A 12,798-nucleotide genomic window follows, 5' to 3' on the forward strand; every position below is an offset into this window, starting at 1 on the left:
GGACATCAGGGGACTTGGCCTCGCAGGTGTTCCGGAGTGTGGGGCTGCTCGTGCGTAAGTCTGGTTATCGATCTCTTCTGACGGCCCTGTTGGGCAGTGCAGCCTTGAGTTTTGGCGCGCTGGCGCAGGACACCGGAGCGACATCGGAGCCGGGGGTGGAGATCTATCTCCCGGCCGCCTTCGCTGAATTCCTTCCGCAAAACGCCAACGACATGGTCCGCCGCCTGCCGGGTTTCCAGGTGGATGAGGGCGACCAGGTGCGCGGCCTGTCCGGCGCCCAGGGCAATGTCCTCATCAACGGCCGCCGGCTCCCGCCACGCTCCGGTTCGCTCAATACACGTCTCAGCACGATGCGGGTCGAGGATGTCGAGCGCTTTGAGCTGATCGAGGCGGGCGCCCGCGATATCGACATGCAGGGTTATCCCCTGTTGCTAAATATCGTGCTGCGCGACCAGACGGCACGCCGTTTCAACGGTCGCATGGAAATCGAGCCGCGCGAGGATGGCGGGGACGAGGTCCAGCTGGCCTTTGGCGGTTCCACCACCGGCGGATCGGTCGAGCTTGAGGGCAATTTCGAACTCTATGACGAGGCCCTGCTGGCCTATAGCGATGTGCGCCAGTCCAACGCCGACACGCCGACAGCACGGTTCTCGACGGATCGCCACACCACCACGTCCCGCCGCGATGCTCAGGGGTCTGCAACTATCCCGATGGGCGAGGGGCGCAGCCTCGTCCTCTCGGCGGCCTATGCGGGACGCGCGAATTCGCAGCGTCCGACCGAGGAGGAAATCGCGTCCGGTGCCGCATTGCAGGAGCGCAGCGAATCCGACTCGACGGAGACCAGTTTTGGCTTGGAATACACCTCGCCCCTGGGCGAGGCGCTGGACCTTCATGCCGTCGTGACCCGCCAGGACGGTGAGCAGGAAAGCTCGGCCAGCCTGATTGATGCCGGGTCGATCGGTCGGTTCAGTTCCGGTGAGGAGACGAGCGAAACCGCGACACGCGCAACCGTGCGCTGGCGGATCAGTGATGTCTGGGCGCTGGAAGCGGGCGGAACTTGGGCGCTCAACACGCTGGACGGTGCCTTCTCGGCGACGATTGATGGTGTGCTCCAGGATATCGACGGCTCCAACGCCTCGGTCGAGGAAACAAGAACAGCGGGCCTGGCCGTGCTCAGCTGGACACCGCGCCCGGATGTGTCAGCTAATTTCGGCGGCCGTGTCGAGCAATTCACTCTCAACTCCTCCAACGCGCCGGGCGAGCTGTCGCTGACGGATGTCGTGCCGCGGGCCGATGTCAGCTGGACGATGGAGAATGACTGGGTCCTGCGTGTCTCTGCCGAGCGCGAGGTCGGACAGCTGGGTCTGGGGCAGTTCCTGGCCGAGACCAATCTGGACAATTCTCTCAACACGTCCGGCGCCGCCACACTGGAACCGGAACGGTCCTGGACCTACCGGGCCGAGCTGGAGCGTCGTTTCGGCGAGCGTGGTCTGGTGCGCCTGCAGGCGCAGCGCCGGGAAATCGAGAACCCCATTTCGCGCATTCTGACGACTGAAGGCGATGTCATCCCGGCCAATATCGGACCGGAGACGATTGATACGCTGGAAGGTGTATTCGAGTTTGATCTCGGCCGCTTTGGTATGCCTGGTCTGTTTATCGACGGTTTGGCTGTTCTTCGCCAGTCGGAGCGTATCGACCCGCTCCAGGGCTTTGTTCGCGAGACTTCGGGGCACCAGGATCATACGTTCGAGATCGGCCTGCGCCAGGAATTTGCCGATGGCAAATATGTGCTCGGCTTCGAGATCGAGGACGATGCTCCGGCGACGCATTACTGGCTGACCCAGATCCGTCGCCAGGTGCGTGGACTGGAAGCGCGCGTGAATGGTGAGTGGCGTCATTCCGACAGCTGGCGGACAGGTTTCTGGCTTCGCTTGCCGGAGACCCAGCGCGACGAGATCTATATCTTCGACGGTGTTCGTACGGGTAATATGAGCCCGGTCCTGCGCAACACGATTGAACGGGACACTGGTGCGTTCTTGTCCCTGTGGACCGAGTTTGAAGTGCGTGACGGAGTGCATCTACGCCTGAATGTACGCACCGGCCGTTCGCGGGAAGCGTCAACACAGGTCTTCGATATCAATGGCACCGAGCTCGACTATGCCAGCATCGACCAGGACAACGTGCCAAGCTTCAACCTGCGCCTGCGCTGGAATCGCTAGTCAAAAACTCAGGTAAAAAATAATTGACATGGGGTTCGGGATTTCTTACATCAGTGCATGTAAAGAATTTCAGATACTGTGTGGAAGGTTTTTAACATGAGTTTTTATGAGCGCATCAACACTGCCGGCCTGGTCACCAGCCTCCTGGTTCTAGCCTGGTATGCCATGCAGGTCGTGCCGCAAATGGGCGAGATGCCTGTCGCGGAAATCGCCTATACGCGCCCGATGATCTATGCGGTTGTTGTCGGCGTTATACTGTCGATCATCACCGCGATCCTGGTCTCTGTCGGTTCTGCCATCTGGCTGACGGTGAAAGAGGGCAAGGACGCCGTCGATGCCGAGTTCGGCAATGAGGACGAGCGGGACAAACATATCGGTCGTCTGGGTGACGCCATGGGCGGGCACTTGCTGTCGGTCGCGGTTATCGGTGCGTTGGTGCTGATCTGGATGGAGTATGACACGTTCTGGGTCGCCAATTGCCTGTTCATCGGGGCCTGGTCGAGCGCTGCTCTTGGCACAGTCATCAAGCTGTTCGCCTATCGCGGGGCGGTGTGATGAGCAAGCCGACCAAGATCACGAATGACATCCGGCGCCTGCGCTTTGATGCAGACGAGATGACACAGGCCGAGCTGGCCAAGCGCATCGGCGTTACCCGTCAGACGGTGTTGGCGATTGAACAGGGTCGTTATTCGCCGTCGCTGGAAGTGGCCTTCAAGATCGCCAGCGTGTTCAAGGTGCCGCTCGAACAGGTGTTCCAGTATCCGCTGAACGACGAGTGACCTTCATCGCCACATCGACATCCGGCTGCAGGGTGATGCGCATCACCGGCAGAGGGTGTCGATGGCCTGCGAACTGGAACTTCAGATCGCGCAACAGAACGGCTAGCACAATGGCCATTTTCATCATCGCGAAGCGCGCGCCGATATAGACGCGTGGTCCGATACCGAAAGGCAGATCGGCAAAGCGGCTGATGCTCTCTCCGGCTTCGCCCAGGAAGCGTTCCGGTCGAAACTCGTCCGGTTCTGGCCAGAGCTCGCGATGGCGGTGGAGCAGCCATGTCGAGACCGGCACATCCGTATTGGCCGGAATGGGCACGCCGCCCACATCATCCGCTTCGATGAAGCAGCGGGCAAGGATCGTGGCGGACGGATATAGACGCAGACTTTCCTTGATGACAGCGACCGTCCAGGGCAGGTCATCCGTCCAGTTTTCCGGCGTCTGCGGATCCAGATCCGCCCTGTCGAGTTCCTGTTCCAGGCGCGCCAGAGCGACCGGTGATTGCGACAGCAGATAGAGCGTCCAGGTCAGCGTGCGAGCCGTGGTTTCATAGCCTGCCGCCAGGAAGGTCAGCAGATTGTCGACGACGGCGGTATCATCGAGGCCAGCACTCAGAAGCAGGTCCAGAAAGTCGGCCGGGCGGTCTGCTTGTTCAGGCGAGGGGCGACCGCGCCGACCTTGCGCGGTGTAAAGACCGGAGACACGGCCTTGCGGGCCGTCTTCCAGATCTCTCCCTCCGCCGTCAGTAACCCGTCGCGCAGGAAGGGACGCAGGACCGCCTGGCGCATCGGGTTCATCCGGTAACTGCCGACATTGGCGATAAAACAGTGATGGATGGCACCCGGATCATTGATGATCAGCGAAGAGCGTCCGAGAAAACGGAACGGCGCAATGTTGAGGTGGAAGTGCTGTTCACCCCAGACTTCCAGCGGATTTCGGCTCATCGCCCGGAAATTGGTCCAGCAATCGCCCGGCATCAAACGTCCCCCTCCGCTCTAGCGGGCAAGGGGAGGCATGGGCGGTTTGAAGACCGTGTTCATGAGCAGGGAACCTTTCAGTGATGTTTTATCGCGACATCGTGCAAGCGGCGATGACGCGAAAAGTCGCGCCCCGCCCTTAACGTGCAACCCGGTTTGGACTAGCGTTTGCCCATGCATCGTTTGATCGTTCTGATACTCACCTGCCTGATCTCCCTGCCGGCCCATGCCGATATGGACCAGGCTCGCCAGGCCTATGTCGAGGGACGCTGGCAGGATGCCGCCGCCCATGCCCAGCTTGCCGGCGGCGCTGATGGTTACGCATTTGCAGCCGGGGCGATCCTGGCTCAGCTGATGGTCGAACCCCTGCATCCGGAACGCCCGGAACTGGCCCGTCGCGCCGTGCAGCTGGCGGAGCATGCACACCGGTTGGACGACGAACACGCCGAGGCGCGTCTGCGGCTGGCCGGAGCGCTGGGATATCGCGGGCGTTTCATGAATGGCATGCGTGCCTATGTCGGTCGCATCCCGCAGCGGGGCAAACGCCTGCTCGAGACGCTGGTCGAGGAAAATCCGAACGATCCGTGGGCGGTTGGCATGCTGGGGGCGTGGCATCTGGAAGTCGCCCGCCGTGGCGGCAATCGCGGCATGCGGGCGCTGGGAGCGTCAGTGGATGCGGGGATCGGTTTCTACACCAACGCCATAGCGCTTGATCCGCATAATCCGGCGCCACGCTATTTCTTCGCCCTGGCCCTGCTGGCGCTGGATGATGCCGCCTATTACCAGCAGGCTCGACAGCAACTGGCCGTCTGTGTGCAGATGCAACCCCGCGACGCGTTCGAGGCTGCTGTCCAGTCAGACGCCCGCCAGCTCGCAGAACTGATTGATGACCGGCGTGCGGCCGCTGCGTGGGCAGACGCTCGCATGCGTCACTGACTGACCCACAGGATCCGCGACATCCAGCGAATATCGGCCAGCGAGACACGGCGAGTTTCATTGCGCGTGTTTATGGGGGACAGTTCGATTTCCTGGGCCGAGCGATTGCGAAACACCCAGGCACTGATCGTGCCGTCGGAACGTTCGACCACAACGCGGTTGCCATCGCCGATATCGGCCGAGGGGCTGACGACCAGTGTGTCACCCACCCGGTAGGCCGGCTCCAGTGCCGTGTCGGTTATGGTCAGCGAATAAGCGTCGCTCAGGACCACGCCGGGAAAGGGTTTCAGCGTCCATCCAGGGCCTCGCGGCACGCCCCCGGGGGAGAAGGCCTGGCCACCTGCCGTGTCTGCCATTTCCAGTCTTGGAAGGGCGGAACGACTGTCACGGTCCAGCACAAGTGCCGCAAAACTCTCGAAATCCAGATTGGCCGCACTCAGGGCCTTGGTCAGGCTCTCGGTCGAAGGCCAGCGCGCTTTGGATCCATCGGCTGAAACCCGCTTGGACGGGTTGAAAGTCGTCGCATCCAGGCCCGCCCGGCGGGCGAGTCCTGAGGGGCTGGTTTGTGCGTGAGCGGCGAGCAGATCGATCCCCCGCCAGATCTGGGCGTGAGTGAACATTTGGCAGTCCTTGGTTGCGCCAAGCTATCGGAAAACACTTGCAGGGGCGAGTCGGGCTTGCGCCGCGCTGAGTGCGCGGCTAGGCCTGCCGCCATGACAGACAAGATTGCATACCGACTCGCAACACCCGAGCGCTGGGCCGAGGTCATGGCTGCCGGTGTTTTTGAAGGCGACCCGCATGATATTGCGGACGGATTCATCCATCTCTCGGCGGCCTCCCAGGTCGAGGGCACGTTGCTGAAGCACTACAACCAGCATGAGCGCCTCGTCCTGGCCGAGATTGGTCTGGAAGGCCTTGGTGACACTGTGAAGTGGGAAGTCTCCCGTGGCGGCGAGCTCTTTCCGCACATCTACGGCACCATCCCTGCAAGCGCGGTGAGGGGTGTGCGCCTGATCGGCCGCAATGAAGAGGGCGGCTGGATCATGCCGAACGATCTGGAGGGCAGCCGTTGATCCACGATATCGCAACTCGCCTGCTGCACGCTTTCGATCCGGAAGAAGCACACCGCCTGTCCATCATGGGCTTGAAATACGGTTTCGGGCCGCGTCAGTTGCGCCAGGATGATCAGGTGCTGGCGACCGAGCTCGCCGGATTGAAGCTGTCCAACCCGCTGGGGTTGGCGGCCGGATATGACAAGAACGGCGATGTACCGGACGCCTTGCTGGCCATGGGCTTCGGTTTTGTCGAGCTCGGCGCAGTCACGCCACGTGGCCAAAACGGCAAGCCCAAGCCACGCATCTTCCGCCTGTCGGAGGACGAGGCGGTGATCAATCGCATGGGCTTCCCCAATCTGGGACTGGAGAATTTCGCCCGGAACCTGCGCAGCCGGTCGCATCGCGGCGGCATTGTCGGTGTCAATCTGGGGGCCAATCTGGATAGCGAGGACCGGGTCGCGGACTATGTGGCCTGTCTGGAAGAGCTGAAGGATGATGCGCAGTTCTTCACCGTGAATATCTCCTCGCCGAATACGCCGGGCCTGCGCGACATGCAGTCCAAACAGACCCTGGTCGAGCTGATTTCGCGTGTGGTCGAGGTGCGGGGCAAGGCGCCGCTTTTCCTCAAGATCGCTCCGGATATCGCGGACGAGGAAGTGGCAGACATCATCGATGTTGTGACCACTTTCAAGATGGACGGGCTGATCGTTTCCAACACGACGCTTGCCCGCCCGGACAGCCTGCGCAGTGAGCTTGCGGAAGAAATGGGCGGCCTGTCGGGACCGCCGGTGTTTGAACGCTCGACTGAGCTGGTGCGGGCTTTCCGCAATGCGGCCGGACCGGAACTGAACATCATCGGTGTAGGTGGCGTGCGCGATGCGGACACGGCCTACGCCAAGATCCGTGCGGGCGCCAATGCCATCCAGCTCTACACGGCACTTGTCTATGAAGGCCCCAGCCTGATCGGCCGTATCAAGACCGGTCTGGCTGAACGTCTCTATTCGGACGGGTTTGCATCTGTCTCCGAGGCCGTTGGCGCTGAGTAAAGCCGGCGTTCGAGCGCCGGATAGGCGGCCGCCAGCGTTGCGCCTCGCGCGACATAGAAGACCAGGAAGGCGGCCCAGACACCGTGATTGCCGTAGGCAGGCGCGAGCACGAAGTCGGCAGCCAGATAGACCAGCACCGCGGCAACTCCGGCATTGCGCAGGATCTTGCCGCTGGTGGTTCCAATGAAGACCCCGTCCAGCAACCAGGCACCGGCACCCAAGAGCGGGATGACAGCACACCAGGGCAGATAGGTGATGGCGGCCTGGCGCGCGGCCTCATCCTCGATCACCAGGGTCAGGGCGAGCTCGCCGAAGAAGAAAGTCAGCACCGCAAATACCGCACCGGCCATGAACATCGGCTCACCGGTCATGCGGATCGCGCGGCGGAGCGCCTCCTTCGACTTGCGTCCGAAGGCCCGGCCCGCCTCGGTCTCCGCGACGAAGGCAAAGGCGTCCAGGACAAAGGCCCAGAGCGTGATGATTTGCAGCAGAACATGATTGCCCGCGAGCGCTGACGTGCCCTGCCGCGCGCCTGCATTGGCAAACCAGGTGAAGCCGATAACCAGAGACCAGGTGCGGATCATCAGGTTCAGGTTGACGTCGAACATCTCGGCCAGGGCACGCGTGTCGAGAAGCTTGGCCCGGTCAAGCACATGGTCCGCCCAGCCCTTCTGTGCCCGGATGGCATGCAGGGCAAATCCGATTGCCACGAGCGCCGCGGTCCATTCCGCGATCGCCGTCGCGGCGCCGACACCACCCGGGCCCATGCCCAGTCCCAGCACAAACCAGAAATCGAGCAGGATGTTCACGCCGGAAAACACGGCATAGATCGCCAGCGTCGCGCTGTTGCGTCCCAGTCCGATAAGCCAGCCGGATATCGCGAACCCGGCCAGCGCCGCCGGGGCGCCCCAGGCGCGGGCGAGCAGATAGTCCGCGCCCTTGTATTCAACGGTTTCGGTGCCTTGCAGGATGGCGAAGCCGATGTCGGAGATCGGGTGGCGGAAGATCCAGACCAGCAAACCCAGATTGATGGCAACCACACTCGCCCGCAACAGGATGCGTTGGACTTCCGCCAGGCGCCCGGCGCCATCGGCCTGGGCGGTCATGCCGGTGGTGCCCATGCGCAGGAAGTAGAAACTCCAGTAGAAGACCGAGAAGAGGGCTCCACCCAGCGCCACGCCGCCAAGATCCGAACTGTCGCCCGACAGGCCGAGCACAAAGGTATCGATCACCCCGGCAAGCGGGACAGTGGCGTTGGCGAAGATGAGGGGCCAGGCGCGTGCGAGCACGGCCTTGCGGGTCAGCGGCTGTTCCATGTCTCGCAGCTAGCCGCGAGAGCATCCTGATTTCAAGCGTTTAATCTGTGGGGCAAACGCCGTCGCGACAGGTCTGGCGCGGCCGGTAGGGTGCGAGGAAGCGGTAGATGGCGTCGAGCGGTTTGCGGATGATCCACGGGCGCAGCAGCGTCGCGAGAATGTGCCAGCGCGGCAGGCGTTCCCAGATGGCGATGAAGGCATCGACGCCGGTGACAACACGATTGTCGGGCAGGCGAACATGCAAGGCCGCGAGGGCCGCTTCGCGATCGACGTCTTCGGCGAGGTCCTCGGCATTGCAGTCGGAGAGAATAATCTTCTCTGGACCGAACTTGCTGTAATGGCGCATCTCCCGCCGGCAAAGCGGGCAGAGGGCGTCGTGATAGGCGATGACTGGGCCGTCGTTGATCATGCCTCCTATTTAGCGCGCGCTTGGGTGGTCGGAAAGTGACACGCCGCCGCACCCTGGAAGGCTCAGTCGTCCGAGCGTTTGGGCGTGATCAGGAAATGTCCGTGCAGGGTTGCTACCGGCGCGCCGCGACGGCCTTGCCAGGCCTCTACCCGCACATTGGCGACCCGGCGTCCGCTGCGGGCAACCTGGGCGCGGGCGAAGACATCAGCGGCCCGGGCCGGGCGCAGATAGTCGATGGCAATGTCGATAGGTTTGGGCAACCGATCGAGCGGCTGGCTGACGATCAGTGAACCTGTCGCGACAATCTCCAGAAACGCACCGACCGCGCCCCCGTGCAGGGCCGGGATCAGCGGATTGCCGACCAGGTCATCCCGGAAGGGCAGGCAGCCGGTCAGCTCGTCACCGCGATGATCGAACTCCACGCCGAGGCCCGCGATATACGGCGTCTCAAGGAGAGTACTGATCAGAGGTTCGCTCATGATGCATCTCCCTCGCGGATGGCTTTCCGCGCGCGGTCCTGCGCGGCCTTGGAGGCGTTGGTGATCATGAAGGCAGCCTGGGCAATGGCGACAGGCTCGTCGGTATTGCCGTCATGCGCTGTGGCCCGCACGAAAGACACCAGGCCCCGTGAGCGCAGGCTGACAGCTTCGGCGATGATATCCTGTCCCGGTTCTGCCGGGCGCATGTAGTCGATGCGCAGGTCAAGGGTGGCGGGCGTGTCCTCACCACCAAATCCGGTAAAGGCAGCCAGGCCGCAGACATGATCGAGAAGGGCCGTGACAGCCCCGCCATGGATCACACCGGTTTCGGGGTCGCCAACGAGGTCCTCGCGATAGGGCAGGCGCATGCGTGCATCGCCTTCGCCAACGTCATCAACCTTGAAGCCGAGGGCGACCGCGTGCGGGGATCCGTCCACCAGCAGGGTGGCGAGATCATTGAGAAATTTCTGGCGTTCCGGGGTCATGATATGAAAAGGGGCTCCGAGTGGAGCCCCAAATTCAGGTAATCCGGCTTGCGGATCAAGTTGCTAGTCGCGGCGCATGGCGCCGAGCACCCGCATCAGCAGCCAGATCGGAACGACCAGTACCGCACCCAGCAGCAGATATTCGATCGCGTGTCCTGCACTGTTCACGATAGCGCTGACAATGCTGGTCCAGCTTTCGACAAGTGTGCCGAAGAAATCCACCCACAGCCGACGCGGGTCGACATTGAAGGCGGCCAGCAGCAGGCCGACCAGAACACACAGGAAAAGAAGGCGCAGCAGGTCGTTCGGCGACAGCTTGAACAGGCGCTGCAGGAAGCCGCTGTCATCCGCTTGCGAGGATGTCGGGCTGGTATCGTGATCAGTACTCATGTCTTCACTCTATCAGCAAATTGGGCACAAAGAGGGCGATCTCAGCCTTCGCGGGTCATGTTGACCTGGTGCGGGTACGGGATCGAGATGCCGCCCTTGTCGAAGGCTTCCTTGACGTTTTTCATGGCGTCGAAGTGCACACCCCAGTAATCGCCGGAGTTACACCAGACACGTGTCACGATATCCACTGACGAGCCGCCATGGGCCATTACAGCTGTGAATACCGCCGGGTCCTTGAACACTCTTTCGTCAGCGCCCATCGTGTCCTGGATGATCTGCATGGCCTTGTCGATATCGTCGGAATAATCGATCGAGAAGGTGAAATCGACGCGGCGGGTATCGTTGGCGGAATAGTTCGTGATCACATCGCCCCAAGCGGAGCCGTTGGGGACGATGACCTTCTTGTTGTCACCGGTTGCCAGCTCTGTGGTGAAGAGGGTTATGTCCTTCACGGAACCGGCCTGGCCGGCCACCTCGACGAAGTCACCCAGCTTGTAGGGGCGAAAGAGGATGATCATCACGCCGGCTGCCAGGTTGGACAGCGTGCCCTGCAGGGCCAAGCCAATAGCCAGTGTCGCTGCACCCAGGGCCGCGACGAGGCTGGTCGTTTCAACGCCAAAGCGATTGAGAACGGCGATGACGACAATCGCCATGATGCCGTAATAGGCCAGTGAGGCGAAAAATCCGCCCAGCGTGTCGTCGATGCGGTCGCTTTTGACAGCGGCATTGCGTACGGCCTTGCGGACGCCACCGGCGACCATCATGCCGACAATGAGGATGAGCGCAGCCAGAGCCAGGCTTGTGCCTGCATCAATGCCGCGTTCTATGAGAGAGGAGAGATTATCACCGGACATCAGTTCCTGGGGGTCCATCGGGGGCTCCTTTTAACGGGGAGAGCGCAACTAGCACTCTGCAATCTCGAGGGGAAACTAAATTATATAACTCGCCTGAAAGCGATCAGGCGGATTCGCGTACAATGATGATTTTCTGCCAGATCTTGGCGGACATGTTCGAAGTCAGGGATTCAATGTCATTGACGGCGGCGATAACGACCGGGTCGCGTGAATTCTGGGCGTAGAGCGCGGCGATCTTGCCCGCCAGGCTGAGCAGTTCGGCGCAATAATCCAGATATCGCGACAACTCGAAATCCGACATTTCCCGCGTCGGCGAGGATTCCGTGCGCGGTCCCAGCTTGAGGACCGCCGTCGGGTCCTTGGTCAGCTGGTGCATGTCGATGATGTGGGCGATCGAGCGCAGTTCGTGCAGATCGTCCAGGGCGAGGCTTCGCTTGAGGCGCTCCTCGATGCGCGAGAGCGTGAAGATGGCGACCGCTGCCAGGATGACGATGTTCAGCCCTGCTTCGACGCCCTCGAAAACGGTGAAGATGTCGGCGCCGGTGCCGTTCACGCCGATCGCCGAGTAAAGCCAATATCCCATATAGGTAAGGGCCACGACCGCGCCGAGAATGGCGGCAGCGGTGCCCATGCGCAGGACGATGTACGGTCTGGCCAGGCGCTCGGAGCGGCGTCGGTCGCGCTTGCCCAGCTCTATAACCTCGGCAACGACATTATTCAGGCTGGCATCAGGGAAACGCTCGCGCACGCGGTCAGCGAGGCGATCGAGAGTTTCGATAATATGAGCCGAATTCAGTGACTTGAATGGCAATTTTTCCCCCTGTCGGGGAGAGAATGCCTCGCGCGTTGCGCGATGTCACCCGTTAAGTCGCGGTGGTGGCGACAGCAGCGCTGGAGCTGGCGGCGGTGATCGCCGCGACCATGGCCGCCTGGGCCGCGAGGATCGCGGCCAGGTCAGCTGCCGCACCGACAGGGCTGGCATCTCCCATTTGCATCTGGGCCAGACGCATGGCGATTTTCGGCGCGGCAGTGCTGGAGACACGCGGGCGCATCTCCTTGATGGTCTCGAAACTGCGCACCAGCGCGTCGGCCATACTGGCTCCGTCGCCCTGGGCCGCGAGCACGGCGAGGCCGGTCTTGCCGACACCATGACGCAGGGAAGAGCGACCGCGAACGGCCAGGTTCAGACTGGTCCAGGATGCAGCGATATCGCCGTAATCCGTGTCCAGCAGCGCAACTTCATAAGCCGCCGCATCGGCGTGGGATTTGGGAATACCGGCCGAACGCAGGGCCTCGCGTGTGCGATCCAGGCGGACGGCGCAATCTTCCGGCGTCTCGCCCAATGCGGTGAAGGCAGCGGCGAGAACTTCCTCCCGCATCGGTTCGCGGCGCCACCAGGGCGCGGCAATGGCGTCGAGATTATCGTAGAAATGATCCGCCTGGTGCGCATGGCCGCCCGCAGCAAGCAGGGCAAGTGCGGCGCAGGATCCACCTTGCGACAGATGCCGACTGCCGCGGGCCTTGCGACGTTCCTTGAGCCCTTCGCGGACGTCAAAGAAATGTTTTGCACTACGGCCGGCGGTAACAAGGGCAGCAGCAAAGACAAGGCGCATGGCCTTTGCCGGAGCTTTCCAGGCACCCAGCCCGTCATTGAGCTGGTCGCGGGCCTCGAAGACGCGTTCGATCAGGCATTCGACATCCTGTTTGGCGTTAAGCGAGGAGAGGGCGGCGAAACGGGCATACATGCGCTCACTCTTGTGCGCCCGGGCCAGATAGGCCTCGTCCAGCGATTTGAATCGCTCGATTACCGCATGTTCCATAATTCACCCTCGCACTGTCCCGAAGCTGTCATCAT

17 protein-coding genes are annotated in these 12,798 nt (G+C 62.1%); 6 read left to right on the forward strand and 11 right to left on the reverse strand.

The genetic code is table 11. The features are described 5' to 3' along the window. The first annotated feature begins 50 nt into the window (after positions 1–50). The 3 genes from SIC17_RS10595 (at position 51) to SIC17_RS10605 (ending at position 2,998) form a co-directional block, all read left to right on the forward strand. A complete protein-coding gene (locus SIC17_RS10595) occupies positions 51–2,219 on the forward strand; it encodes a TonB-dependent receptor plug domain-containing protein (RefSeq protein ID WP_412545335.1) in 2,169 nt (722 codons plus the stop codon). A gap of 96 nt (positions 2,220–2,315) precedes the next feature. Then, the gene (locus SIC17_RS10600; protein ID WP_291891575.1) at positions 2,316–2,774 is read left to right on the forward strand and encodes a hypothetical protein; all 459 of its coding nucleotides are present in this window, start codon (positions 2,316–2,318) and stop codon (positions 2,772–2,774) included. After that, complete coding sequence (locus tag SIC17_RS10605) at positions 2,774–2,998, forward strand: helix-turn-helix transcriptional regulator (RefSeq protein WP_366940032.1); 225 nt, start codon at positions 2,774–2,776, stop codon at positions 2,996–2,998. The genes SIC17_RS10600 and SIC17_RS10605 overlap by 1 nt, the downstream gene beginning before the upstream one ends. On the opposite strand, the gene SIC17_RS10610 is transcribed toward SIC17_RS10605, so the two are convergent. Continuing rightward, entirely contained in the window at positions 2,949–3,722 is a 774-nt protein-coding gene (locus SIC17_RS10610) for a cytochrome P450 (RefSeq protein WP_412546924.1), read from the reverse strand. The genes SIC17_RS10605 and SIC17_RS10610 overlap by 50 nt on opposite strands. After that, the gene (locus SIC17_RS10615; protein WP_291891577.1) at positions 3,608–3,973 is read right to left on the reverse strand and encodes a hypothetical protein; all 366 of its coding nucleotides are present in this window, start codon (positions 3,971–3,973) and stop codon (positions 3,608–3,610) included. Before SIC17_RS10615 ends, SIC17_RS10610 begins: the two co-directional genes overlap by 115 nt. Before the next feature lie 174 nt (positions 3,974–4,147). On the opposite strand from SIC17_RS10615, the gene SIC17_RS10620 reads away from it, so the two are divergent. Further along, positions 4,148–4,909, forward strand: coding sequence for a hypothetical protein (locus SIC17_RS10620; protein ID WP_291891578.1), 762 nt, complete (start codon positions 4,148–4,150; stop codon positions 4,907–4,909). Here the strand turns inward: SIC17_RS10620 and SIC17_RS10625 are convergent. After that, positions 4,903–5,529 carry a helix-turn-helix transcriptional regulator gene (locus tag SIC17_RS10625; protein ID WP_291891580.1) on the reverse strand — a complete coding sequence of 209 codons (627 nt, stop codon included), beginning with the start codon at positions 5,527–5,529 and terminating at the stop codon, positions 4,903–4,905. The genes SIC17_RS10620 and SIC17_RS10625 overlap by 7 nt on opposite strands. 93 nt (positions 5,530–5,622) lie before the next feature. On the opposite strand from SIC17_RS10625, the gene SIC17_RS10630 reads away from it, so the two are divergent. Together SIC17_RS10630 and SIC17_RS10635 are read left to right on the forward strand one after the other, a co-directional pair. Then, positions 5,623–5,982 carry a DUF952 domain-containing protein gene (locus SIC17_RS10630; RefSeq protein WP_412545336.1) on the forward strand — a complete coding sequence of 120 codons (360 nt, stop codon included), beginning with the start codon at positions 5,623–5,625 and terminating at the stop codon, positions 5,980–5,982. Beyond that, a complete protein-coding gene (locus SIC17_RS10635) occupies positions 5,979–7,010 on the forward strand; it encodes a quinone-dependent dihydroorotate dehydrogenase (RefSeq protein WP_291891584.1) in 1,032 nt (343 codons plus the stop codon). The genes SIC17_RS10630 and SIC17_RS10635 overlap by 4 nt, the downstream gene beginning before the upstream one ends. On the opposite strand, the gene SIC17_RS10640 is transcribed toward SIC17_RS10635, so the two are convergent. From SIC17_RS10640 to SIC17_RS10675, 8 genes are all read right to left on the reverse strand, one after another. After that, the gene (locus SIC17_RS10640) at positions 6,962–8,326 is read right to left on the reverse strand and encodes an MATE family efflux transporter (RefSeq protein WP_291891586.1); all 1,365 of its coding nucleotides are present in this window, start codon (positions 8,324–8,326) and stop codon (positions 6,962–6,964) included. The two genes, SIC17_RS10635 and SIC17_RS10640, sit on opposite strands and share 49 nt — an antisense overlap. 40 nt (positions 8,327–8,366) lie before the next feature. Beyond that, positions 8,367–8,735 carry a thiol-disulfide oxidoreductase DCC family protein gene (locus SIC17_RS10645; protein WP_412545337.1) on the reverse strand — a complete coding sequence of 123 codons (369 nt, stop codon included), beginning with the start codon at positions 8,733–8,735 and terminating at the stop codon, positions 8,367–8,369. A gap of 62 nt (positions 8,736–8,797) precedes the next feature. After that, a complete protein-coding gene (locus SIC17_RS10650; protein ID WP_291891590.1) occupies positions 8,798–9,214 on the reverse strand; it encodes a PaaI family thioesterase in 417 nt (138 codons plus the stop codon). Continuing rightward, positions 9,211–9,699 (reverse strand): PaaI family thioesterase, encoded by a 489-nt coding sequence (locus tag SIC17_RS10655; RefSeq protein WP_412545338.1) that lies wholly within the window; start codon positions 9,697–9,699, stop codon positions 9,211–9,213. The genes SIC17_RS10650 and SIC17_RS10655 overlap by 4 nt, the downstream gene beginning before the upstream one ends. 63 nt (positions 9,700–9,762) lie before the next feature. Continuing rightward, positions 9,763–10,089 carry a DUF6460 domain-containing protein gene (locus tag SIC17_RS10660; RefSeq protein ID WP_412545339.1) on the reverse strand — a complete coding sequence of 109 codons (327 nt, stop codon included), beginning with the start codon at positions 10,087–10,089 and terminating at the stop codon, positions 9,763–9,765. A gap of 41 nt (positions 10,090–10,130) precedes the next feature. Continuing rightward, on the reverse strand, positions 10,131–10,961 hold the full coding sequence (locus SIC17_RS10665; RefSeq protein WP_412545340.1) for a mechanosensitive ion channel family protein: 831 nt from the start codon (positions 10,959–10,961) through the stop codon (positions 10,131–10,133). An 85-nt stretch (positions 10,962–11,046) separates the two neighbouring features. Beyond that, complete coding sequence (locus SIC17_RS10670) at positions 11,047–11,754, reverse strand: hypothetical protein (RefSeq protein WP_291891597.1); 708 nt, start codon at positions 11,752–11,754, stop codon at positions 11,047–11,049. 52 nt (positions 11,755–11,806) lie between these two features. Further along, on the reverse strand, positions 11,807–12,763 hold the full coding sequence (locus SIC17_RS10675; RefSeq protein WP_412545341.1) for a hypothetical protein: 957 nt from the start codon (positions 12,761–12,763) through the stop codon (positions 11,807–11,809). Between the last annotated feature and the right edge of the window lie 35 nt (positions 12,764–12,798).

The sequence above is a fragment of the Maricaulis sp. MIT060901 genome (genome assembly GCF_047123815.1).
GTDB lineage: Bacteria > Pseudomonadota > Alphaproteobacteria > Caulobacterales > Maricaulaceae > Maricaulis.

Coding starts and splice junctions, on each gene's coding strand:
- SIC17_RS10600 (WP_291891575.1), top strand. CDS start 2,316: ATGAGTTTTTATGAGCGCATCAACACTGCCGGCCTGGTCACCAGCCTC.
- SIC17_RS10605 (WP_366940032.1), top strand. CDS start 2,774: ATGAGCAAGCCGACCAAGATCACGAATGACATCCGGCGCCTGCGCTTT.
- SIC17_RS10615 (WP_291891577.1), bottom strand. CDS start 3,973: ATGCCGGGCGATTGCTGGACCAATTTCCGGGCGATGAGCCGAAATCCG.
- SIC17_RS10620 (WP_291891578.1), top strand. CDS start 4,148: ATGCATCGTTTGATCGTTCTGATACTCACCTGCCTGATCTCCCTGCCG.
- SIC17_RS10625 (WP_291891580.1), bottom strand. CDS start 5,529: ATGTTCACTCACGCCCAGATCTGGCGGGGGATCGATCTGCTCGCCGCT.
- SIC17_RS10630 (WP_412545336.1), top strand. CDS start 5,623: ATGACAGACAAGATTGCATACCGACTCGCAACACCCGAGCGCTGGGCC.
- SIC17_RS10640 (WP_291891586.1), bottom strand. CDS start 8,326: ATGGAACAGCCGCTGACCCGCAAGGCCGTGCTCGCACGCGCCTGGCCC.
- SIC17_RS10645 (WP_412545337.1), bottom strand. CDS start 8,735: ATGATCAACGACGGCCCAGTCATCGCCTATCACGACGCCCTCTGCCCG.
- SIC17_RS10650 (WP_291891590.1), bottom strand. CDS start 9,214: ATGAGCGAACCTCTGATCAGTACTCTCCTTGAGACGCCGTATATCGCG.
- SIC17_RS10655 (WP_412545338.1), bottom strand. CDS start 9,699: ATGACCCCGGAACGCCAGAAATTTCTCAATGATCTCGCCACCCTGCTG.
- SIC17_RS10660 (WP_412545339.1), bottom strand. CDS start 10,089: ATGAGTACTGATCACGATACCAGCCCGACATCCTCGCAAGCGGATGAC.
- SIC17_RS10665 (WP_412545340.1), bottom strand. CDS start 10,961: ATGGACCCCCAGGAACTGATGTCCGGTGATAATCTCTCCTCTCTCATA.
- SIC17_RS10675 (WP_412545341.1), bottom strand. CDS start 12,763: ATGGAACATGCGGTAATCGAGCGATTCAAATCGCTGGACGAGGCCTAT.